The organism is Rhizobium sp. YS-1r, assembly GCF_000757525.1.
GTDB classification, from domain to species: Bacteria; Pseudomonadota; Alphaproteobacteria; order Rhizobiales; family Rhizobiaceae; genus Neorhizobium; species Neorhizobium petrolearium.
Window position 1 is genome coordinate 36,952 of sequence record NZ_JPYQ01000031.1, and the last position, 21,774, is coordinate 58,725.

The following is a 21,774-nucleotide window of genomic DNA, read 5'->3' on the forward strand; positions in this document are numbered from 1 at the left end:
ACAAGCCCGAGGATGACGTCCTGCACGCCGAGATGTTTGTCAGCAGTCTGAAGGACCGGCAGCTCCCAGCGCGCCGGGCCTTCCATGTTTCTGCGCCTCGGCGAAGCGACAGTCGCTGGTTCACACGTCCGCGCCCAGGGTGACGAGAAGTTCATCCAGCTGACCGAACTATTCAGGCATCGCGCCTTCCATGCCGGCGCAGGATTCGTCGCGCGCCTCCTTGGAAGGATAGAGTTCGTGAAGGACCAGCAGCGTCTTGCCATCCTCTTCCTCGAAGGTGACTGTGGTGACGGAGCCCTCTTCGCTTTCGTCATTGGTCCAGACGAGGCGTGAAGGCGGCGACACTTCGAGATATTTGCCGAAGAACGTCATGGAGTTTTCGGCATCTTGTCCGAACGTGACGCTATAGCCGCCGCCGGTGCGAACATCCATCTCGCAGGAAAGAAGCGGTACGCCGCTGGATTTCGGTGCCCACCACAGCTTGAACAATTCGGGCGTGGTCCACGCATCGAACACGAGGCGAACCGGACCGTTGAAGGTGCGCGTCACGACGAGTTCGCGTTCGGACCTCCGTTCGACCGCCGTGCGGCGGTCACTCACTCTCTTTTCCATCGAATTTCTCCTTGAGTTTCAAAGCCTCGACACTTTTTTGTCCCACGCCTTCGTGTCCGCACAGACATCCATCGCCTGCCTGTAGGCCTCGCGGCCGGTGGTCCGTGCAACATAAGCGCGTTCAGCCTCGCCAAAGGCAAAGCCGACAGTCCTGCGGGCAAATTCCAGTGCATAGGTCACCGAAATGTCCGCCGCCGTGAATGTTTCGCCGGCAAGATAGGGCGAATGCGCAAGCTGTCGCGTCACCAGTCCCAGCCGGCTCTCGAACACGGATAGCGCCTGGCCGGCACTCCAGTTCTGCCGCTCGGCCTCCGGCGCGAGATTGCGGGCACCGGAGACGAAATACATGGAGGCCGCCAGCCCCGCTTCGCCCAGGTGAAGGAACTGCTGGTACGACGAGAAGGCGGAATCGGATGGTTGCGGCGCAAGCGGCGTCGGCCCGTAGCGGGCCATCAGATATTCCATGATCGCAATCGACTCGACCATGATGACGTCGCCGTCCTGAAGTGCCGGGATGAACCCGGCGGGATTGATGGCCAGAAACTCCGCGTCATGCTCGACGCCGGCGATCAGGTCCACCAGCCTCAGCCGGTACGGCAGGCCCATTTCCTCCAGCAGCCAGACGACCCGGAACCCTCTCCCTTCGCCGTATACGGTGATCATGCCCGATATCCTCCCTTCTGCACCTGTCTCGAAAACGGCAAGCGCCGGCTGACCTCGCCAGCCGGCAACGATCCGAAGCTTGTCGGGGCGTTTACCTACCCGCGCCGGGCGGCTTCGATTGCCGCGACGTCGATCTTCTTCATGGTCATCATCGCATCGAAGGCGCGCTTCGCCTCTGCGCCACCGGCCACAAGCGCCTCCATGAGAACGCGGGGCGTGATCTGCCAGGAAATGCCCCATTTATCCTTGCACCAGCCGCATTCGCTCTCCTGACCGCCATTGCCGACAATGGCGTTCCAGTATCGGTCGGTCTCCTCCTGGTCTTCGGTCGAAATCTGGAAGGAAAAGGCTTCGTTGTGCTTGAAGACCGGGCCGCCGTTCAGCCCGACGCACGCAACGCCCGCGACGGTGAATTCCACGACGAGCACGTCTCCCTGCTTGCCGTCCGGGTAATCGCCGGGCGCGCGGATTATCGCGCCGACGGCGCTATCCGGAAAAATCCCGGTATAGAAGCGGGCGGCCTCTTCGGCATCCTTGTCGTACCAAACGCAGATCGTGTTCTTTGCCATTGCAGTTCTCCCTTTTAGTCCTCGTGACGAGGTCGTCAGTCACGACCATACCCTAAAGACGCAGGGGCCTTCGGCGATCCGACATCCAGCCGAAAAAACTTAAATCCCCTCACACCCCACGCCGTTTTTCGTCATTGGAGAAATTTCCGCCTTCGGTGTATCAGTGAGGTCAGGTCCCATCAGGGGGCAGTGTACGAATGAGATAAGGGTCGCTCGAAAGAATGCACGCCATGGAAAAGACGGCGGAAGACGCCGATGGCGGTTTCAACGTCGGTGAACGGTTGCGCCTGGTGCGCCATCAGCATGGGCTTTCCCAGCGGGCATTGGCGATGAAGGCGGGTGTCACCCATTCGCTCGTCTCGCTGATCGAGAAGAACAAGGTGAGCCCTTCGGTCGCCTCGCTGAAGAAGATCCTTGAATCGATCTCCTATCCGCTGACCGATTTCTTCGCGCTGACCCTGCCGCCGGTCGACCAGATTTTTTATCGCGCCGATGAACTGGTTCCGCTTTCCACCGGCACGTTGACCCTTCTGCAGGTGGGCGACGCGAAATCCCACAGCGTGCAGATTTTCCATGAGTTCTACGAACCCGGCGCCGACAGCGGCGAGACCATGCTGCAGCATGATGCAGAGGAAGGCGGCGTGGTGGTGGCCGGCGAGCTTGAACTGACCGTCGGCAGCCAGACACGCATCCTCAAGAAGGGAGACGCCTATCTCTTCGACAGCCGCCTGCCGCACCGCTACCGCAACGTCGGCACCGAACGCTGCGAGGTGGTGAGCGCCTGCACACCACCCTATCTTTAGTATGACTTTATTGAAGGTCACCGTTGATTGTGGCCGTCAATTATCTTAGGTCAGGCTGGCGAATTCTCCGTATCTCTGCCGGCGATTTTCCCTGATCGCCCCGCCCTTTTTAGAACGCCCGCCCTTTTTTTGGAACGAAAGTGGACCCCATGCAGACCTATCCCGACGTCAAGCTCTTCATCAACGGCGAATGGCGCGATGCCATCGGCGGCGAGACCCTTCCGGTCATCGATCCCGCGACCGAAGAGGTGATCGGCAAGATCGCCCATGCCCGCAAGTCGGACCTCGATCTTGCGCTGGAAGCGGCCGAGAAGGGCTTCAAGATCTGGCGTGACACCGCCGCCTTCGAGCGTTCCAAGCTGATGCGCAAGGCCGCCGACATCATGCGCTCGCGCGTCGATGAGATCGCCTTCATGATGACCCGCGAACAGGGAAAGCCGCTCGCCCAGGCGAAGATGGAAGTGATGGGCGGCGCTGACACGATCGACTGGTTCGCAGAAGAAGCCCGCCGCACCTATGGCCAGATCATCCCGGCCCGCTTCAGCGGCGTGGCTCAGATGGCGATCAAGATGCCGGTCGGTCCGGTCGCCGCCTTCACGCCCTGGAATTTTCCGATCAACCAGATCGTCCGCAAGCTCTCCGCAGCGCTCGCCACAGGCTGCTCGATCATCGTCAAGGCGCCGGAAGAAACCCCGGCCTCGCCTGCCGAACTCATCCGCGCCTTCGTCGATGCCGGCGTTCCGGCAGGCGTCGTCAACCTCGTCTACGGCATTCCGGCCGAGATTTCCGAATACCTGATCCCGCATCCGGTGATCCGCAAGATCTCGTTCACCGGCTCGACGCCGGTCGGCAAGCATCTCGCTGCACTCGCCGGCAAGCACATGAAGCGCGCCACGATGGAACTCGGCGGCCATGCGCCGGCGATCATCTTCGATGACGCCGATCTCGAAAAGGCGATCGAGGTGACGGCGGCGGCAAAGTTCCGCAATGCCGGCCAGGTCTGCGTCGCGCCGACCCGCTTCCTGGTCCAGGACGGCATCGCCGACAAGTTCACCGAGGGCCTCATCAAGTATGCCCGGTCGATCAAAGTCGGCAACGGCCTGGAAGAAGGCGTCACCATGGGCCCGCTTGCCAACGACCGCCGCATCCCGGCCATGGAAGACATGATCCATGACGCCGTATCGAAGGGCGCCGAGCTGAAGACCGGCGGCAAGCGCATCGGCAACAAGGGCTATTTCTTCGAGCCGACCGTCATCACCGATGTGCCGACCTCCGCCAAGGTGATGAACGACGAGCCGTTCGGCCCGCTTGCCATCGTCAACCGTTTCTCGCATTTCGACGATGCGATCGAAGAGGCGAACCGCCTGCCCTTCGGACTGGCATCCTATGCCTTCACCAGCTCGGTGAAGACGGCCCACGCGCTCGGCCGCCAGATGGAGGCCGGCATGCTGACCATCAACCACAACGGCCTTGCCCTGCCGGAAGTACCCTTCGGCGGCATCAAGGACTCCGGCTACGGCACCGAGGGTGGTTCGGAAGCCGTCGAAGCCTATCTGGAAACCCGCCTCGTTTCCCAGATGAGCTGAGACTTAAGTTGGTTGTTTGAAATCCAAGGGACAGCGGTTCGTATCGCTGTCCTTTTTTGCTTCATTGCCCGCGACACCCCCCTCAGCCCAAAGCTCAACCGATCGCGAACACCTTCGCCCGCCTGAGGGTCACGAAGCCCCCATCGCCCGCCTTCACGAGGCGCTCCGGCTCGACGTCGAATTCCAGATGCTCGCCAGCCTCGGTGGTCGCCAGCACCCGCCGCCCGCCCGGCCGGTCCAGCACGCGGCTGATGCTGGCCGGAATGCCCGGCCCCTGCAGTGACCAGTCGAGATCGGCCGGACGGGCGTAGAGTTCCGCCTTGCCGTCCGCCAGACCGGAAACCTCGATCGCCGCGCCGCTGGCATAGGCCTTGCCGTCGCGCACCTCGGCAGAGATCACGTTCGCATCACCCAGGAACTTCATGACGAATGCCGATTTCGGATCGCGGCAGACTTCCTCCGGCGTGCCCTGCTGGACGATATGCCCATCCTTCAGGATGACGACCCGGTCGGCAAGGTCGAGCGCCTCTTCCTGGTCATGGGTGACGAAAAGCGTGGTGATCCCAAGCTCGGAATGGATTTCGCGCAACCAGCGGCGCAGGTCGCGGCGGACATTGGCATCGAGCGCGCCGAACGGTTCGTCGAGCAGCAGCACCTTCGGATCGACCGCAAGCGCGCGGGCGAGCGCCACGCGCTGTCGCTGGCCGCCGGAAATCTGCGCCGGAAACCGGTCGCCGAGGCCTTCGAGGCGCACGAGACGCAAAAGCTCGCCGACACGGGCATCGATCGCCGCCTGTCCGCGCTTCACCTTCGAGACCTTCATGCCGAATGCGATGTTTTGCGCAACCGTCATATGCGGGAAGAGCGCATAGTGCTGGAAGACGAAGCCGACGCCGCGGTCACGCACGGGAATGTCCGTCGCGTCCTGCTCGCCGAAATAGATGTGGCCGCCATCGGCATATTCGAGGCCCGCGACCATGCGCAGGATGGTCGTCTTGCCGGAACCGGACGGCCCGAGCAGCGCGACGAGCTCGCCGCTTTCGATCTCCAGAGAGACATCCCTGACGGCGCGAAAAGTCTCGAAGGTTTTGACCACGTGGTCGAGGCGGATTTTCATGAGGCTTTCTCCGCGGCATTGGCGGCTTCCGGCGCCCTTGGGCGGACGCGGCCGGCCCCCTGGCGTTCCAGCGCCACCTTGGCGATGATGGTGAAGACGGCGATGAGCGCCAGAATGGAGGCGGAAGCGAAGGCGCCCGCCGCCTGGTAATCGTGATAGAGCAGTTCGATATGGAGCGGCAGCGTGTTGGTCTGGCCGCGGATATTGCCCGAAACGACCGAGACCGCGCCGAACTCGCCCATGACGCGGGCATTGCAGAGCACGACGCCATAAAGCAGCGCCCATTTGACGTTCGGCAGCGTCACCGCGAAGAAGGTGCGCCAGCCCGACGCCCCGAGCGAGGTGGCGGCCTCCTCCAGGTCGCGGCCCTGCGCCTGCATGAGCGGGATGAGTTCGCGGGCGACGAAGGGCGCCGTGACGAACATCGACGCCAGGATGATGCCGGGGATCGCGAACAGGATCTTGATCCCGTAGGCATCCAGCACCGGGCCGAAAATGCCCTGCAGCCCGTAGACGAACAGATAGGCGACACCGGCGACGATCGGCGAGATCGAGAACGGGATTTCGATCACCACGAGCAGGAAGCGCCTGCCCCAAAAATCGAACTTGGTGATCGCCCAGGCCGCCGCGATGCCGAAGGCAGTGTTGACCGGCACGGCGACGAGCGCGGTCAGCACCGTGAGCATGATCGCATGCCGCGTGTCGGGATGGGCGATCGTGTCGCGATAGACCTGCCAGCCTTTCGAAAAGGCCTCGACGCCGATGATGACGAGCGGCGCGAGGATGAGAATGGCGACGAGGACGAGCACGACGCCGATCAGGCTGCGGCGGAAGACCGGGCCATCCCCGATGCGCGGCGGTTTGCGACGGGTAGCGATGACACTCATGGTCAGTTCCTCACCGTATAGCGCAGCGCCCGCGCCTGCATCCAGTTGGTGACGGCGAGCATGAAGAAGGCGGTCAGAAGCAGGACGGAGGCGATCGCGGCTGCCGCCTGGTAGTCGTATTCCTCCAGCCGGATGAAGATCAGAAGCGCGGTGATCTCCGTCGACATCGGCTGGTTGCCGGCGATGAAGATGATCGCCCCGAACTCGCCGAGCGAACGGGCAAACGAGAGCGACACGCCCGCCAGAAGCGCAGGTGTCAGGAGCGGCAGGATGACCTTGCGGAAGATTTCCCAGTCGGAGCCGCCGAGCGATTGAGCCGCTTCCTCCAGCGCCGGATCGAGGTCCTCCAGCACCGGCTGCACGGTGCGGACGATGAAGGGCAGCGACGTGAAGCACATGGCGATCATGATGCCGAGCGGCGTATAGGCGACCTTGATGCCGAACCCGGCAAGCACGGAACCGAACCAGCCATTGGTGGAAAACAGCGCGGTCAGCGCAATGCCGGCAACCGCCGTCGGCAGCGCGAAGGGGAGATCCACCATGGCGTCGACGATGCGCCATCCCGGAAAGCGGTAACGCGTCAGCACCCAGGCGAGCGCCAGGCCGAACACCAGATTGAAAGCGGTCGCGGCGAGCGCCGAAAGCACCGTGACCCGATAGCTGGCGAGCGCCCGCGACGACGAAACGATCCGCCAGTAGTCCTCCGGCCCAAGACTTGCCGCCTTGAACGCAAGCGCGGCAAGCGGCAGGACCACGATCAGGCCGACATAGGTAAGGGTCACGCCCAGCGAGAGCGGCAATCCGGGCAGGACATTGCGTCTCAAACTGCTATTCCTTTTTTCACGGCAAAACCCGGCGGATCAAAGCCCGCCGGGCAGGAGGAAACCCGTCCGATGCGGGATTAGCGACTGCCGTAAAGCTTGTCGAGAGTGCCGCCGGAAGAGAAATGCTCCGTCTGGATCTTGCTCCAGCCGCCGAACACGTCGTCGACATTGACAAGGCGGATTTCCGGAAACTCATCCTTGAACTCGGAGACGACCTTGTCGTTGTGGACGCGATGGCCGAACTCGGCCGCGATCCGCTGGCCGTCCTCGGAATAGAGGAAATCCAGATAGGATTTCGCAAGCGTTTCGGAGCCGTGCTTCTTGGCCACCTTGTCGACCACGGCGACCGGGAATTCCGCAAGCAGGCTGACCGAGGGAATGACGCTCTCGACCTTGTCGGCGCCGTACTGCTTGACGATGCTGCGGGTTTCCGCCTCGAAGGTGATCAGCACGTCGCGGGTTTCGCGCTCCACAAAGGTCGTGGTCGCGGCGCGACCGCCGGTATCGAAGACCGGCACGTTGTCGAAGATCTTGGTGATGAACGCCTCGATCTTCTCCTCGTCCCCGCTATAGGCCTCCTTGGCCCAGGCATAGGCCGCGAGATAGGTGTAGCGCGCATTGCCGGAGGTCTTCGGGTTGGGGAAGACGGCGTGGACGTCGTCGCGGGCAAGGTCGCTCCAGTCCTTGATGTTCTTCGGATTGCCGGCGCGTACCAGGAACGACGGGAAGGAATAGAAGGGCGAGGCGTTGTTCGGGAATTCCTTCTGCCAGTCCGCGGAAACGAAGCCCTGCTTCACCAGAAACTCGACATCCGTGACCTGGTTGAAGGTCACCACATCGGCTTCAAGACCTTCGACGATCGAACGAGCCTGCTTCGAGGTGCCGGCATGCGACTGGTCGATGGTGACGCCCGGATGGCTCTTGATGAAGGCCTCGTTTTCGGCCGCGAAAATCTCGCGGGCGATATCGTAGGAGGCGTTGAGAAGCTTGTTCGGCTCCTGTGCCAGTGCAGGCGTGACGAAAAGCGCCGCAAACGCGGTGCCGAGGATCAGGAGGCGGTTCATGCAAGTCTCCGGTGTTTGATTGTGCCGCTGAAACTACCGGCTGGCGTGCCGGATCGCGAGGAACCGGGGACCCCGCTTGCGCATCCCTTTAGAAATTTCGTCCATTTTCGCCCCTGTTTGGCAAAGCTTTTCGCTCACCATCGGGATTACGCCGCCTCCCCTCCCGAGAAGGCAGTGCCATGAACGCTGGGGACCCTCCATCAAGCATCCGTCACGCGACGCTGCGCGGGGCTTCCAGGTCGTGGATGGCTTTCCTGATCTCCGTGCGGAACTCCGGCGTGTCCTGACGACCATGCACGGAAACGGCGTGCTGGACCGCGACATCGACAAGCTCGTCGGTGCTGTCAGCCGACATGGCTATGGTGCATTTCATTTCGCTCGGAAATTCGCGGCAATCGATGAATTTGCGACCCATGTTCTCCTCCATCACAGGTCCATGGCCGGTCGGCCAAGGGGGAACCAATTTTACTCCCATTGCTCGGGACAAACAAACGCAAACAAAGCCCCGCCGGGCGGATCGCCTGCGGGGATGATTTCGGCGTCTTCAAAAAATAACCCGTCTGTCCATCAACGACTTGGATCGAAGGGCCCGTGCCGTTTGTCCCCGCCAGCAAAACCGGCGCGATAATCCTCACGTCATCGGATGGGAACCGGGTTCGCGAGCCGGCTCCAGCTTCACGGGTCAAGGCTCGGTTTCCGGTGATGGTCGTGGAAGACGATTGGACGGGAACTGACAACTCTCGAAAGATAACCGAAACGGCCGGGGCAGGCAGAAAATCCTACCTCCCAAACCCAATGCCACTGCCTGCCCCGTTCCCAACCATGCCGGCTCTGCCTGCGTGGGCGAAGGTGTTTCCGGAAAAACTCAAGCGCTCGCCTTCTCCCGCAGCATCCGGATGATCGCGGAAAAATCGTCTCCGCCGTGGCCGGCCTTCTCGAACTCCGCATAAAGCTCCGCCGCATGGCTCCCGAGCGGCGTTGCGGCACCCGATTGCCTTGCCGCCTGCTGCGACAGCGTCAGGTCCTTCAGCATCAGCGCCGCGGCGAAACCCGGTTTGTAATCGTTGTTGGCGGGCGAGGCCGGCACCGGACCGGGTACCGGGCAATAGGTGGTGAGCGACCAGCATTGTCCCGATGACGTGGAGGCAACATCGAACAGCGCCTGGTGCGAGAGGCCGAGCTTTTCGGCAAGCCCGAAGGCCTCGCAGACGCCGATCATCGAAATGCCGAGGATCATGTTGTTGCAGATCTTGGCAGCCTGCCCGGCTCCCGCCTCGCCGCAATGGACGATCTTCTTGCCCATGGCCTCGAGGACAGGCTTGCCCGACGCGAACGCCTTTTGAGAACCGCCGACCATGAAGGTCAGCGTGCCGGCCGCAGCGCCCCCGGTGCCGCCGGAAACCGGCGCATCCAGCGAGATGCAGTTCATCACCTCCGCGAGCTTGTGTGCCTTGCGGGCGCTTTCCACGTCGATCGTCGAGCAGTCGATGACGAGCGTTCCTTCGGGGGCGAGCGTCGTAAGGTCCGTCCAGACCGCGATGACATGCTCTCCCTTCGGCAGCATGGTGATGACGCATTCGGCGTCGTGAACGGCTTCCGCAAGCGTCGCAGCGCCCTTGACGCCTGCGCCGGCAGCCGCCTTCACCGAGGCATCCGAGAGGTCGAAGCCATGCACCTCATGACCCGCCTTCACCAGATTGGCAGCCATCGGCCCGCCCATGTTTCCGAGGCCTATAAATGCGATCTTGGTCATGTCTTCCTCCCGTTCCTGTGTTTCTCAGAGCCTGTGGTCCGCAAACAACACCGGATGCCGCACGGCGAAATAACGGTCGAGGTCCGCCCCGCTCACCTCTTCGAGCCTCGCCGGCCGCCATTTCGGATTGCGGTCCTTGTCGATGATCGCGGCCCGCACGCCCTCGTAGAAGTCGTGGTTGTGCAGGATTTCCACGCCGGCAGTGAACTCCCGTTCCAGGCATTCGACAAGGCTCGAACTTGCGCGTCCGAGCCGCAGCAGCCGCAGGGCCAGCTTGAGGCTTGTCGGGGAGCGTTTCGAGATGATCTCGCGCGTCCTGACGGCAAACTCGCCCTCTTCCTTGTCCAGGGCCGCGACGATTTCCTCCACCCTATCGAAGCGGAAGGTGCGTTCGATCAGGTCGCGATGGGCAGCGAACTGCCCCTCGCCCGGCAGGACCGCAAAACGATCGATCACCGCCCGCGCCTGCTCGTCGGAAGCGCCACCCTTAAGCTCGCCCAGGGCCTCGACCAGCCCCTCCAGGCGCTCGGATGGAACGCAGGCGTCTGCGAGATTGGCATGGATGGCGTCCGCCGCGCCGACCGTCTCGCCCGTCAGCGCCATCCAGGTGCCGGTCTCGCCCGGCGCATGCGGCAAAAGCCAGGTGGCTCCGACATCCGGCACATAACCGATGCCGGTCTCCGGCATGGCAAGCCGCGTCCGCTCCGTCACGATGCGGTGCTTTCCATGCGACGAAATGCCGACGCCGCCGCCCATGACGATACCGTCCATCAGCGCCACATAGGGCTTGGAATAATGGGAGATCATGTAGTTGAGCGGGAATTCCTCCCGCCAGAAGCGGGTGACCTCCGGGTCCCGCGCCTTGCCCATCTCGTGGATGACGCGGATATCGCCGCCGGCGCAAAGCCCCCGTTCCCCCTCACCTTTCACGATGACGCAGGAGATCGCCGGATCGCCGGCGAAACGCTCCATCGCCGCCTTCATGTCCCGCACCATGGCAAGATTCAGGCTGTTCAGGGCCTTTGGACGGTTGAGCCGGATGACGGCCGCCGAACCAACGTGGTCGAGAAGGACTTCGTCACTCTGAATGGCGGTATCGGACATGCGCATCTCCGGTTTAACGGTTGTCCGCCAGGATCATCTCCGCCGCCTTTTCAGCGATCATGATCGTCGGCGAATTGGTGTTGCCGGATGTTATATTGGGCATGATCGAGGCATCGGCGATACGAAGTTTTCCGAGCGCGCGCATTTTCAGACGCGGATCGACCACGCTTTCCGGATCGGGGCCCATGCGCGCCGTGCCGACCGGGTGGAAGATCGTCGTGCCGATATCGCCCGCCGCCTTTTCGAGATCGGCATCGGTCTCGAAGGACGGGCCGGGCTTGTATTCTTCCGGATGGTAACGCGCGAAGGCAGGCTTCTTGACGATATCGCGGGTGAGCCGGATCGCCCTCACCGCGATGTCCCGGTCGCCGGCAGTCGAGAGATAATTCGGATAGATGCCGGGGGCGGCTGCGAAATCCGGGCTCTTGAGATGCACCGAGCCGCGGCTTTCAGGACGCAGGTTGCACACACTCGCGGTCATGGCCGGGAAGGCATGGACGGGATCGCCGAACTTGTCGAGCGAGACGGGCTGGACATGGTATTCAAGATCCGGCGTCTCCCTGTCCGGACCGGATTTCGTAAAGATGCCGAGCTGGCTCGGCGCCATGGACATCGGCCCGGAGCGCTTGAATGCATATTCCAGCCCGATCGCCGCCTTGCCGATCAGGCTCGACGCCTTTTCGTTGAGCGTCGGAACACCGGTGACCTTGTAGACCATGCGCAATTGCAGATGGTCCTGCAGGTTCTCACCGACGCCCTTGACTTCCTTGACGACCTCGACACCCGCCTTTTGCAGCACCTCGCCGCGGCCGACGCCGGAGAGCTCGAGGATATGCGGGCTACCGATCGCCCCCGCGCTGAGCACGGTTTCCTTCCTCGCATGGGCTTTCTTCGTCACGCCGTCGTGCTGGAATTCGACACCCTTCACCTCGCCGTTCTCGATGATCAGGCGGCGCACATGCGCCTTGGTCAGCACGGTGAGGTTCGGCCGCTTCATCGCGGGCTTGAGGAAGGCCTTCGACGCATTCCAGCGGATGCCGGAACGCTGGTTGACGTCGAAATAACTGGAGCCCTCGTTATTGCCGCGGTTGAAGTCGTCGATGATCGGGATTCCGGCCTCCTCCGCCGCCTTCTGGAAGGCGTCGAGTACCGCCCAGCGGACGCGGGCTTTTTCGATCCGCCATTCGCCGCCGGCGCCGTGCATCTCGTCGGCGCCCTTGTAGAAATCCTCCGATTTCCTGAAGATCGGCAGGACATCGTCCCAGCCCCAGCCGGTGCAACCCATCTGCCGCCAGAGGTCGTAGTCGCGCGCCTGGCCGCGCATGTAGATCATGCCGTTGATCGAGGAGCAGCCACCGAGGATTTTCCCGCGCGGGTAGGAAAGCGAACGGCCATTGAGGCCTTCTTCCTTCTCGGTGGTGAAGCACCAGTCGGTGCGCGGATTGTTGATGCAGTAGAGATAACCGACGGGAATATGCACCCAGTGGTAATTGTCGTTGCCGCCCGCTTCGATGATCAGGACGCGGTTATCCGGGTCTTTCGAGAGACGGTTGGCCAAGACGCAGCCGGCGCTGCCCGCACCGATGACAATGTAATCGTAATTTTCCATAACTTTGACCGTTCACCGCCGATGCTCGAAACCGAGCTTCCGGCCGAGCCGGGAGGCGTAGAATTCTCCTATGATGCCCCGCCGGAAGACGAGGACGCAGACCATGAAGACGACGCCGGTGATGATCGTCACCGGGAATTCCGACGTCGCCAGATAGTTCTGCAGCGTGACGACCAGGCCAGCGCCGAAGATCGGGCCGATCAGCGTGCCGATGCCGCCGAGCAGCGTCATGAGGATCACCTCGCCGGACATCTGCCAGGCGACGTCCGTCAGCGTCGCGAACTGGAAGACCAGCGCCTTCAATCCGCCGGCAAGTCCGGCCAGCGCCGCCGACATGACGAAGGCGCCGAGCTTGTAGCGCGCGACGGAATAGCCGAGCGAGGTAGCGCGCGCCTCGTTCTCGCGGATCGACTTCAGGATCATGCCGAAGGGCGAGTTGATGAAACGCCAGATGACCACCATGCCGATCAGGAACACGGCCAGCACGAAGTAATACATGTTGCTTGACTGGCTGAGGTCGATGAAGCCGAAGAGATGGCCACGCGGCACGGACTGGATGCCGTCCTCGCCCTGTGTGAACCCCGCCTGCAGGCAGAAGAAGAAAAACATCTGCGACAACGCCAGCGTGATCATCGCGAAATAGATGCCCTGCCGGCGGATCGCCACATAGCCCATGACGAGGCCGAGCAGTGCTGCGCCGACGACGCCGGTCAAGACGCCGAGTTCCGGCGGAAAGCCCCATTCCTTCACCGCATGGGCGGTGAAATAGGCGGCGCCCCCGAAGAAGGTCGCATGGCCGAAGGACAAGAGCCCCGTATAGCCGAGCAACAGGTTGAAGGCGCAGGCGAACAGCGCGAAGCATAAAAGCTTCATCAGGAAGATCGGATAGAAGAAGGCCGGCGCCACGATGAGAAAGGCGAGCCCCGCGATCAGGAAGGCCGCATAGGTCATCGAGGCCGTGGCCGACCGTTCGGGCTGCCGTTTGACGCTGCTTTGAGTAAGGTCGGTCATGTTACGCATCCCGTCCGAAGAGGCCGGCTGGCCTCAGGAGAAGCACGATCGCCATGATGACGAAGATGACGATATTCGAGGCCTCCGGATAGAACACCTTGGTCAAGCCCTCCGCAATGCCGAGCATGTAGCCGGTCAGGATGGCGCCCATGATCGAGCCCATGCCGCCGACCACGACCACCGCGAAGACGACGATGATGATGTTCGAGCCCATCAACGGCGAGACCTGGTAGATCGGTGCGGCAAGCACCCCGGCAAATGCGGCGAGCGCAGCGCCGAACCCGTAGGTGAGGGTCAGCAGCATCGGCACGTTGACGCCGAAGGCCTGCACCAGCACCGGGTTCTCGGTGGCGGCGCGCAGATACGAACCGAGCTTGGTCTTCTCGATCAGCAGCCATGTGCCGATGCAGGCGACGAGCGACACGACCACCACCCAGCCGCGATAGATGGGCAGGAACATGAAGCCGAGATTCGTGCCGCCGGCAAGTTGCGACGGCACCGAATAGGGCTGGCCGGCCGCACCATAGAGATAGCGGAACGTGCCCTCGATCGTCAGCGCCAGCCCGAAGGTGAAGAGCAGTCCGTAAAGCGGATCGAGCTTGTAGAGCCTGGACAGCATCGTCCGTTCGATCAGCGCCCCGAACAGGCCGACGATCAGCGGACCGAGGACCAGCGCGAACCAGTAGTTGATCCCGAAATACTGGAGCAAGAGCATCGCGACGAAGGCGCCGAGCATGTATTGCGCGCCGTGAGCGAAGTTGATGACGCGCAGGAGGCCGAAAATGACCGCAAGCCCGAGGCTGAGCAGCGCATAGAACGAACCGTTGATCAGGCCGATCAGGAGCTGCCCGAGAAAGGCCTGCAGCGGTATGCCGAAGATCATCGTCATGGCGCGTGGCTCCTGGGCAATGTCGCCGCGATTTGAGGAAGACAGCGCAGCGTGCCGATCTCCCCCCTTGTGGGGGAGATGCCCGGCAGGGCAGAGGGGGGTGACGCCTCAATCTCTACCGTCGCGTTCGCTGCACCACCCCCCTCTGTCATCTTCGATGACATCTCCCCCACAAGGGGGGAGATTGGGAGTATGCTGCACCGGCCGGACCCCATAGATGGCTGCGAGGGAGTCCTGGGAGTAGAATATCTAACGATCTTCGCCATCCCTACACCCCCAGAACCTTGTGCAGCATGTCCATGCGGCCGGGGAGTTCCTTGACCGGGAAATCCGCGACCATCTTACCATGCTCCATGAGATAGAAGCGATCGGCGACACGGCTCGCGAAGCGGAAATTCTGCTCCACCAGGAGCACCGTCATGCCGCGCTCCTTCAGTTTCTTCAGCACCTCGCCGATACGCTGGACGATGACGGGCGCCAGCCCCTCGGTCGGTTCGTCGAGGATCAGCAGCTTGACGCCGGTGCGCAGGATACGGGCGATTGCCAGCATCTGCTGCTCGCCGCCGGAGAGTTTTGTACCGGGACTGGAGCGGCGCTCCTGAAGATTCGGGAAAAGCGCGTAGATCTCGTCGAGCGTCATCCCGCCACCGGCGACGACCGGCGGCAGCATCAGGTTTTCCTCGACGGTCAGCGTCGAGAAGATGCCGCGCTCCTCCGGCACGAAGCCGAGGCCGGCATGCGCGATGCGGTGCAGCGGCACGGAAAGCATGTTCTTGCCGGCAAAGCGGATTTCGCCCTTCCGCTCGCGGATGATACCCATGATGGTCCTGAGCGTCGTCGTCTTGCCGACGCCGTTGCGGCCGAGGATGGTGATGGTCTCGCCCTCGCCCACCGTCATGTCGACGCCATGCAGCACATGGCTTTCGCCATACCAGGCATTGAGGTTGGAGACTTGCAGCAACGGCGTCATCTCAAGCCTCCTCCGAGCCCATGTAGGCCAACCGCACCCGCTCGTCCTGGCTGACGGTGGCGTAATCGCCTTCCGCGAGGATTTCGCCGCGCTGGAGCACCGTGACGTGGTGACAGATGTCGGCGACCACCGAAAGATTGTGCTCGACCATCAGCACCGCACGGGTCTTCGCCACCTCGCGGATGATGTTGGCGACCGTGCCGATATCCTCCTGCCCCATCCCGGCCATCGGCTCGTCGAGCAGCAGGACCTTCGGATCGAGCGCGAGCGTCGTGGCGATCTCCAGCACGCGCTTGCGGCCATAGGAAAGGTCGGCAGCGAGCGCATTGCGTTCGCGTTTGAGACCGACGGTCTCGATCAGCTCGTCGGCCCGCGCGTTCAGGCGGTTGAGCGAGGAGAGCGGCAGCCAGAACTGTGTGGAAAGGCCATTCGGCCGCTGCAATGCTACGCGCACGTTGTCGAGCACCGAAAGATGCGGAAAGACGGCGGAAATCTGGAAGGAACGCACAAGGCCCATGCGCGCCACCTTGTCCGGCGGCGTGCTGGTGATGTCTGTGCCGAGCAGCGTGATCGAACCCGCCGTCGGCTGCAGGAACTTGGTGAGCAGGTTGAAGACGGTCGTCTTGCCGGCCCCGTTCGGGCCGATCAGCGCGTGGACGCGGGCATGCTGGACGTCGAGATCAACCTGTTTCACCGCCGCGAAGGCGCCGAAGTGTTTCGTGAGGCCGCGGGCGGAAAGCACCACCCGCGGCTCTTCATGCGTTACTGTCGCGGCGAAAGCCATTACTTCACCAGCTCGCAGCCGCTCTTGGCAGGGTCCATATAGGCTTCCTTGCCGGGGATCGTGGCGAGCACGTTGAAATAGTCCCACGGCTCCTTGCTGTCGGCGGGCTTCTTCGCCTGCAGCAGATACATGTCGTGGATCATCCGGCCGTTCGCGGCAACCGTGCCGCCGCGCGCGAAGAAATCGTCGACCGGCATCTCATGCAGCGCCTTGGCGACGGCGTCCGTATCATCCGTGCCGGCTTTCTCGATGGCCTTCAGATACTGCGTCACCGCCGAATAGGTGCCGGCATGAACCATGTTCGGCATTTTCTTGGTGCGCTCGAAGAACTTCTTGCCGAACGCGCGGCTCTGATCGTCGAGGTTCCAGTAATAGCCTTCCGTCATCGTCAGCCCCTGCGCCGCTTCAAGGCCGAGACCATGCACTTCGGCAAGCGTGAAGAGGAGCGCGGCAAGGTTCTGGCCACCGGCGGTGATGCCGAACTCGGCCGCCTGCTTGATGGCGTTCGAAGTGTCGAGGCCGGCATTGGCAAGACCGATGACCTTGGCGCCCGAGGATTGCGCCTGCAAGAGGAAGGACGAGAAGTCGGTCGTCGCAAGCGGATGGCGGACCGCGCCGACGACCTTGCCGCCGTTCGCCTTGACGAAGTCGCTGGTCTGCTGTTCCAGCGAGTAACCGAAGGCATAGTCGGCGGTCAGGAAGAACCACGTGTCGCCACCCTGCTTGACGAGCGCGCCGCCGGTGCCGACCGCAAGCGCATGGGTGTCATAGGCCCAGTGGAAGCCGTAGGGAGAGCATTGCTTGCCGGTGAGGTCGGTGGTCGCCGCACCGGTGACGATGTCGATCTTCTTCTTTTCCTTGCCGATCGCCTGCACCGCCAGCGCAACGGAAGAGGTCGTCAGTTCCATGATCGCATCGACCTGCTCGGTATCATACCACTGGCGGGCGATATTGGAGGCGATATCGGGCTTGTTCTGGTGGTCGGCATCGACGATCTCAATCGGAGCGCCGAGCACCTTGCCGCCGAAATCCTCCACCGCCATCTTCGCGGCCTCCACCGAGGACTTGCCACCGAAATCCGCATAGACGCCCGACTGGTCGTTCAGGATGCCGATCTTGACCTTGCCGTCGGATGCGCTTTGCGCAAACGCGATACTGCTTGCAAGACCCGTGCTTGCAAAAAGGACAGCCAGAGATGTCAGAAGTGTCTTGCGCATGATTTCTCCTCCCAGAGAGTGTGCCCAGAGAAAGTACCCGGAGATTTTCCCAAAGTGTCTGTTCAAAATTGGTGAGCTGCTCTCCTCCAAGCAGCCGTTCCAACCCCATGGTTCTCGAAAACCGCTGTTGACGCAAGCAGGGACCTGCAATTAATTGCAAACAGTATCTGTGCATTTTTGAACAGATTAAGGATTCGACTTGTCTGCCAATGCGAACTTTACTTGGGATGACCTGCAATATTTTCTCGCCGTGGCGCGCACGGGGCAACTTTCGACCGCCGCCCGACAGCTGCGCACCAGCCATGCGACGGTTTCACGCAGGATCGACCGGCTGGAATTTTCCCTCAAGGTGAAGCTCTTCGAGCGCAATCCGCGCGGCTACGTGCTGACCGGCATGGGCCAGCGCTTCATCGAGGCGGCGGAGCGGATCGAGGCGGAAGCGGACCGGCTGCAGGCCGACATCACCTCCGGCACGACCGCGCAGCGCGGCGTCGTCAGGCTCAGCACGCCGGAAGGGTTCGCGAATTTCTTCTTCGCCGACAAGATCCGCAATTTCTGCGACGGCCACCCGAACATCACCCTGGAACTGGTGACGATCCAGCAGATCATGTCGCTGTCGCGCAAGGAGGCGGATATCGCCGTCTCCCTCGATCCGCCGAAGGACGGACCGTATCTGACGGAAAAGCTCACCGATTACAGCCTCAACGTCTACGGATCGAAGGCCTATCTTTCCGGGGCGGCTCCGATCCGCAACCGACAGGATCTCTTGAGCCATCCCTTCATCGGCTATATCGAGGACATGATCTTCGTGCCGGGGCTCGACTATCTGGGTGAGGTCCACCCCGGCATCAAGGCGCGCTTCCAGAGCTCCAGCATCTTCGCGCAGCTCACCGCGACGCTGAATGCGCTCGGCCTCTGCGTATTGCCGCATTTCATCGCCCGCTCCTATCCGGACCTGCAGATCGTATTGCCGGACGAGGTGGAGATCAGGCGGAACTACTGGCTGGTCTGCCATCGCGACCTGAGTCATGTGCCGCGGGTGAGAATGGTGACGGACTATATCTTTCAGTCGGTTCGCGCCAATCAGGACGCCTTCCTCAGGAGCTACCAGGCTCCCGAGGAAGGCGCGCGACGTTATTCGGCCGCCATGGGCAGGGGCGTTTCACGGCTTTCGAACAAGTCGCCCTGATTGGCCGGCTGGCGGTCGCCCTTGTCGTCTTCGTCCTTCTTCTCGCGGCCGAAGAAGAGCGCATAGCCAGCCGGCAGAACGAGGATGGTCAGCACCGTGGCAACCAGGATGCCGCCCATCATCGCATAGGCGAGCGGCCCCCAGAAGACGCCGCGGGAGATGGGGATCAGCGCCAGCACCGCCGTCATCGCGGTCAGCATGATCGGCCGGAAGCGCCGGACTGCCGCACCGACGATCGCTTCCGAGCGTGCCATGCCGGCAGCGATATCCTGGTCGATCTGGTCGATGAGGATGATCGAGTTGCGGATGATGATGCCAAGCAGCGCGATGACCCCGAGGATAGCCACGAAGCCAAAGGGTGCGCCGGTGACGAGCAGCGCCATGGCTGCACCGATGATACCCAGCGGACCGGTCGCCAGCACCAGCATGGCCTTGCCGAAATGCTGGAGCTGCACCATCAGGAGCACCAGGATCACCAGCAGCATGATCGGCGCCTTGGCAGCGATCGACGCTTGGCTTTCGGCCGAATCCTCGGCGCCGCCCTGTATCTCGATCTTGTAGCCGGCGGGCAGGCTGGCGCGCAGATCGGCGATCGAGTTGTAGAAGTTGAGCGCCATCTGGGTCGGCTCGACGCCGTCCGGCAATGTCGCCTTGACGGTGATTGTCGGCAGGCGGTCGCGGCGCCACTCGATGCCCTGTTCGAGCACCGGCTCGACCTTGGCGATCTGCGAGACGGGCACGAAACCGCCGAAGTCCGTCGGGACATAGACCGACTGCACGGCAGACAGCAGGCTGCGCGTCGCATCCGGCTCGCGGACGACGATCGAAACCGTCTCCTCGCCGTCGCGGAAATCATCGATCGGCGCACCCGAGACCGCCGTCTGCAGCATCTGGCGGACACGTTGCGAGGAAACACCGAGCGCCCGGGCGCGATCCTGGTCGATGACCAGCTTCATGGCCGGCACCGGTTCCATCCAGTCGTCATGGATCGAGCCGAACAGCGGCTGCTGGTGATAGCGTTCCTTGACCTGGTCGGCGATGCGGCGGACCTCGGCCTTGTCCGGCCCTATGACGCGCATCTGCACCGGCCAGCCGGTCGGCGGGCCGAGGAAGAGACGGTCAACCTTGCCGCGCACGGTCGGGAAATCCTCCGCCAGGATCTGGCGCAGCTTGACGATCAGCCGCTCTCTTGCGTCCTCATCCTTCGACATGATGAGGAGCTGCGCATAGTTCGGATTGCGGAGCTGCTGGTCGAGCGGCAGGAAGAAGCGCGGCACGCCTTCGCCGATATAGGTGGCGACGAAAGTCTTGTCCTGATCGGGCAGGATCTTGGTTTCAAGCGCCTTCGCCTGCCGTTCCACTTCCTCGATCGCGGTCCCTTCCGGCAGCCACATGTCGACCAGGATTTCCGGCCGCGAGGACTGCGGGAAGAAGCTCTGCGGGATGAACTGGAAGGACCAGAGGCTGCCGAAGAAGGCGGCGAGCGTCAGGGTGAGCACGATGATCCGGTGGCGCACCGCCCAACCGACCGTGCTGCGCAGGCGGTGATAGAAGCGGGTGTCGTAGGCGTCGTGATGGGTGCCGGCATGCGCCCGCTGCTTGAGGATCATGTAGCCGAGCCAGGGAGTGAAATAGACCGCTACGAACCAGGAGGTGACGAGCGCGATGCCCACCACGTAGAAAAGCGTGCGGACATATTCGCCGGCGGTGGATTCGGCAAAGCCGACCGGGATGAAGCCGGCGGTCGTGATCAGCGTGCCGGTCAGCATCGGGAAGGCGGTGGACGAATAGGCGAAGCTCGCCGCATCAATGCGGTGCAACCCCTCCTCCAGCTTGCGCTCCATCATCTCGACGACGATCATCGCGTCGTCGACGAGCAGCCCGAGCGCGATGATCAGCGCGCCGAGCGAGATGCGCTGCAGCTCGATGCCCATGTAATACATGATGGCGAGCGTCGCCGCGAGCACGAGGGGGATTGCGATCGCGATCACGATGCCCGAGCGCCAGCCGATCGAAATCAGCGAGACGATCAGGACGATCACGAGGGCTTCCATCAGCGCCTTGGTGAATTCGCCGACGGCTTCGGTCACGACCTCCGGCTGGTTGGAAATCTGGTGCACCGAAACGCCGACCGGCAGCGTCTCTTCGAAGCGGTGATAGGTTGCCTCGATATCGTGACCGACATCGGTGACCTTGAACCCGTTCGCCATGACGACGCCAAGCTGCACGCTGTCCTGGCCGTCGAAGCGGAACTTGCGCTGGTAGGGGTCCTCGAGACCTTCCTTCACCGTCGCTATGTCGCCGAGCCGGATCACCTGGCTGCCGGCGCGCAGGCGCAGTTCCCGGATATCTTCGGGCGTCGTGACATCGCCTTCGACGGAAATGCGAACCGAGCGCTCGGCGGTCTCCACGCTGCCGGCCGGATCGACATTGTTCTGGCCGGCAAGCGCATTCTGGATGTCGACGACGGTCAGGCCGCGTTCGGCCAGCGCCTTTGAGGAAACGTCGATGAAGATCTTCTGCGGCTGGTCGCCGAGGATAACTGCCTTTTCGACACCCGGCGTGGCAAGCAGCATGTCGCGCGCCTGGATGGCGAACTGCTTCAGCTCCGGATAGCTGTATCCCTCGCCGACGATCGCGTGCATCGTGATGAACGTGTCGCCGAATTCGTCGTTGAAATAAGGACCGAGCAGGCCGGAGGGCAGATCCTGTTTGATGTCGCCGATCTTCTTGCGCACCTGATAAAAGGCGTCGGCCACTTCCTCGGAATTCGTATCGCCCTTGACCTGCACGGTCGTGATCGCAAAACCGGCGCGGGTATAGGACTTCACCCAGTCGAGATGCGGCGTTTCCTGAAGCTTGCGCTCGATCTTGTTGACGACCTGGTTCTGCATGTCGTCGATCGAGGCGCCGGGCCAAACGGACTGCACGACCATGACGCGGAAGGTGAAATCCGGATCCTCCTTCTGGCCCATGTTCATGACGCCGAGCACGCCCATGGCGATGATCAGACCGAAGAGGAAGCGGGCAATGCTCGGATGGCCGATCGCCCAGCGGGACAGGTTGAACCTAGCCTTTTCCGGAGGATTGTCCTGATGGGAGGAGTTCATGGTCGTGGTCCTT

Annotated in this window: 20 protein-coding genes; 3 read left to right on the forward strand and 17 right to left on the reverse strand. The window is 62.5% G+C overall.

The window, feature by feature from the left end:
• Nucleotides 1-168: 168 nt before the first annotated feature.
• The 3 genes from JL39_RS19910 to JL39_RS19920 all read right to left on the reverse strand — a co-directional run bounded on the left by JL39_RS19910 (nt 169) and on the right by JL39_RS19920 (nt 1,844).
• Nucleotides 169-612, reverse strand: a complete 444-nt coding sequence (locus tag JL39_RS19910; protein WP_052183010.1) for an SRPBCC domain-containing protein — start codon at nt 610-612, stop codon at nt 169-171.
• A gap of 18 nt (nt 613-630) precedes the next feature.
• Nucleotides 631-1,275, reverse strand: a complete 645-nt coding sequence (locus tag JL39_RS19915) for a glutathione S-transferase family protein (protein WP_037154664.1) — start codon at nt 1,273-1,275, stop codon at nt 631-633.
• A gap of 95 nt (nt 1,276-1,370) precedes the next feature.
• Nucleotides 1,371-1,844 (reverse strand): VOC family protein, encoded by a 474-nt coding sequence (locus tag JL39_RS19920; RefSeq protein WP_037154666.1) that lies wholly within the window; start codon nt 1,842-1,844, stop codon nt 1,371-1,373.
• Between the two features lie 221 nt (nt 1,845-2,065).
• On the opposite strand from JL39_RS19920, the gene JL39_RS19925 reads away from it, so the two are divergent.
• Together JL39_RS19925 and JL39_RS19930 are read left to right on the forward strand one after the other, a co-directional pair.
• The gene (locus JL39_RS19925) at nt 2,066-2,647 is read left to right on the forward strand and encodes a cupin domain-containing protein (protein WP_052183011.1); all 582 of its coding nucleotides are present in this window, start codon (nt 2,066-2,068) and stop codon (nt 2,645-2,647) included.
• A gap of 149 nt (nt 2,648-2,796) precedes the next feature.
• Entirely contained in the window at nt 2,797-4,233 is a 1,437-nt protein-coding gene (locus tag JL39_RS19930; RefSeq protein WP_037154670.1) for an NAD-dependent succinate-semialdehyde dehydrogenase, read from the forward strand.
• A gap of 94 nt (nt 4,234-4,327) precedes the next feature.
• Here the strand turns inward: JL39_RS19930 and JL39_RS19935 are convergent, their stop codons facing one another.
• From JL39_RS19935 to JL39_RS19995, 13 genes are all read right to left on the reverse strand, one after another.
• Complete coding sequence (locus tag JL39_RS19935) at nt 4,328-5,350, reverse strand: sulfate/molybdate ABC transporter ATP-binding protein (RefSeq protein ID WP_037154672.1); 1,023 nt, start codon at nt 5,348-5,350, stop codon at nt 4,328-4,330.
• Nucleotides 5,347-6,237, reverse strand: a complete 891-nt coding sequence (gene cysW / locus JL39_RS19940; protein ID WP_037154674.1) for a sulfate ABC transporter permease subunit CysW — start codon at nt 6,235-6,237, stop codon at nt 5,347-5,349. The genes JL39_RS19935 and cysW overlap by 4 nt, the downstream gene beginning before the upstream one ends.
• A gap of 2 nt (nt 6,238-6,239) precedes the next feature.
• Nucleotides 6,240-7,061 carry a sulfate ABC transporter permease subunit CysT gene (gene cysT / locus JL39_RS19945; protein ID WP_037154676.1) on the reverse strand — a complete coding sequence of 274 codons (822 nt, stop codon included), beginning with the start codon at nt 7,059-7,061 and terminating at the stop codon, nt 6,240-6,242.
• Nucleotides 7,062-7,138: 77 nt separating this feature from the next.
• Entirely contained in the window at nt 7,139-8,125 is a 987-nt protein-coding gene (gene cysP / locus JL39_RS19950) for a thiosulfate ABC transporter substrate-binding protein CysP (RefSeq protein ID WP_037154678.1), read from the reverse strand.
• 211 nt (nt 8,126-8,336) lie between these two features.
• On the reverse strand, nt 8,337-8,540 hold the full coding sequence (locus JL39_RS19955) for a DUF1059 domain-containing protein (protein WP_037154680.1): 204 nt from the start codon (nt 8,538-8,540) through the stop codon (nt 8,337-8,339).
• Between the two features lie 450 nt (nt 8,541-8,990).
• On the reverse strand, nt 8,991-9,878 hold the full coding sequence (mmsB, locus tag JL39_RS19960; RefSeq protein ID WP_037154682.1) for a 3-hydroxyisobutyrate dehydrogenase: 888 nt from the start codon (nt 9,876-9,878) through the stop codon (nt 8,991-8,993).
• A gap of 24 nt (nt 9,879-9,902) precedes the next feature.
• Nucleotides 9,903-10,982 carry an enoyl-CoA hydratase/isomerase family protein gene (locus JL39_RS19965; RefSeq protein ID WP_037154684.1) on the reverse strand — a complete coding sequence of 360 codons (1,080 nt, stop codon included), beginning with the start codon at nt 10,980-10,982 and terminating at the stop codon, nt 9,903-9,905.
• 13 nt (nt 10,983-10,995) lie between these two features.
• Entirely contained in the window at nt 10,996-12,591 is a 1,596-nt protein-coding gene (locus JL39_RS19970) for a GMC family oxidoreductase (RefSeq protein ID WP_037154686.1), read from the reverse strand.
• A gap of 12 nt (nt 12,592-12,603) precedes the next feature.
• Entirely contained in the window at nt 12,604-13,602 is a 999-nt protein-coding gene (locus tag JL39_RS19975) for a branched-chain amino acid ABC transporter permease (protein WP_037154688.1), read from the reverse strand.
• 1 nt (nt 13,603) lies between these two features.
• Nucleotides 13,604-14,491: a branched-chain amino acid ABC transporter permease gene (locus JL39_RS19980; RefSeq protein ID WP_037154690.1), complete on the reverse strand. Its 888-nt coding sequence runs from the start codon at nt 14,489-14,491 to the stop codon at nt 13,604-13,606.
• 268 nt (nt 14,492-14,759) lie between these two features.
• Entirely contained in the window at nt 14,760-15,461 is a 702-nt protein-coding gene (locus tag JL39_RS19985; RefSeq protein ID WP_037154694.1) for an ABC transporter ATP-binding protein, read from the reverse strand.
• A 1-nt stretch (nt 15,462) separates the two neighbouring features.
• Entirely contained in the window at nt 15,463-16,245 is a 783-nt protein-coding gene (locus tag JL39_RS19990) for an ABC transporter ATP-binding protein (protein ID WP_037154697.1), read from the reverse strand.
• The gene (locus JL39_RS19995; RefSeq protein ID WP_037154701.1) at nt 16,245-17,462 is read right to left on the reverse strand and encodes an ABC transporter substrate-binding protein; all 1,218 of its coding nucleotides are present in this window, start codon (nt 17,460-17,462) and stop codon (nt 16,245-16,247) included. The genes JL39_RS19990 and JL39_RS19995 overlap by 1 nt, the downstream gene beginning before the upstream one ends.
• Nucleotides 17,463-17,661: 199 nt before the next feature.
• Here JL39_RS19995 and JL39_RS20000 point away from each other — a divergent pair, with 199 nt between their 5' ends.
• The gene (locus JL39_RS20000) at nt 17,662-18,651 is read left to right on the forward strand and encodes a LysR family transcriptional regulator (protein ID WP_052183012.1); all 990 of its coding nucleotides are present in this window, start codon (nt 17,662-17,664) and stop codon (nt 18,649-18,651) included.
• Here JL39_RS20000 and JL39_RS20005 read toward each other — a convergent pair.
• Complete coding sequence (locus JL39_RS20005; protein ID WP_037154704.1) at nt 18,597-21,761, reverse strand: efflux RND transporter permease subunit; 3,165 nt, start codon at nt 21,759-21,761, stop codon at nt 18,597-18,599. The two genes, JL39_RS20000 and JL39_RS20005, sit on opposite strands and share 55 nt — an antisense overlap.
• Nucleotides 21,762-21,774 lie beyond the last annotated feature (13 nt).

Coding starts and splice junctions, on each gene's coding strand:
- JL39_RS19910 (WP_052183010.1), bottom strand. CDS start 612: ATGGAAAAGAGAGTGAGTGACCGCCGCACGGCGGTCGAACGGAGGTCC.
- JL39_RS19915 (WP_037154664.1), bottom strand. CDS start 1,275: ATGATCACCGTATACGGCGAAGGGAGAGGGTTCCGGGTCGTCTGGCTG.
- JL39_RS19920 (WP_037154666.1), bottom strand. CDS start 1,844: ATGGCAAAGAACACGATCTGCGTTTGGTACGACAAGGATGCCGAAGAG.
- JL39_RS19925 (WP_052183011.1), top strand. CDS start 2,066: ATGCACGCCATGGAAAAGACGGCGGAAGACGCCGATGGCGGTTTCAAC.
- JL39_RS19930 (WP_037154670.1), top strand. CDS start 2,797: ATGCAGACCTATCCCGACGTCAAGCTCTTCATCAACGGCGAATGGCGC.
- JL39_RS19935 (WP_037154672.1), bottom strand. CDS start 5,350: ATGAAAATCCGCCTCGACCACGTGGTCAAAACCTTCGAGACTTTTCGC.
- cysW (WP_037154674.1), bottom strand. CDS start 6,237: ATGAGTGTCATCGCTACCCGTCGCAAACCGCCGCGCATCGGGGATGGC.
- cysP (WP_037154678.1), bottom strand. CDS start 8,125: ATGAACCGCCTCCTGATCCTCGGCACCGCGTTTGCGGCGCTTTTCGTC.
- JL39_RS19955 (WP_037154680.1), bottom strand. CDS start 8,540: ATGGGTCGCAAATTCATCGATTGCCGCGAATTTCCGAGCGAAATGAAA.
- mmsB (WP_037154682.1), bottom strand. CDS start 9,878: ATGACCAAGATCGCATTTATAGGCCTCGGAAACATGGGCGGGCCGATG.
- JL39_RS19965 (WP_037154684.1), bottom strand. CDS start 10,982: ATGTCCGATACCGCCATTCAGAGTGACGAAGTCCTTCTCGACCACGTT.
- JL39_RS19970 (WP_037154686.1), bottom strand. CDS start 12,591: ATGGAAAATTACGATTACATTGTCATCGGTGCGGGCAGCGCCGGCTGC.
- JL39_RS19975 (WP_037154688.1), bottom strand. CDS start 13,602: ATGACCGACCTTACTCAAAGCAGCGTCAAACGGCAGCCCGAACGGTCG.
- JL39_RS19980 (WP_037154690.1), bottom strand. CDS start 14,491: ATGACGATGATCTTCGGCATACCGCTGCAGGCCTTTCTCGGGCAGCTC.
- JL39_RS19985 (WP_037154694.1), bottom strand. CDS start 15,461: ATGACGCCGTTGCTGCAAGTCTCCAACCTCAATGCCTGGTATGGCGAA.
- JL39_RS19990 (WP_037154697.1), bottom strand. CDS start 16,245: ATGGCTTTCGCCGCGACAGTAACGCATGAAGAGCCGCGGGTGGTGCTT.
- JL39_RS19995 (WP_037154701.1), bottom strand. CDS start 17,462: ATGCGCAAGACACTTCTGACATCTCTGGCTGTCCTTTTTGCAAGCACG.
- JL39_RS20005 (WP_037154704.1), bottom strand. CDS start 21,761: ATGAACTCCTCCCATCAGGACAATCCTCCGGAAAAGGCTAGGTTCAAC.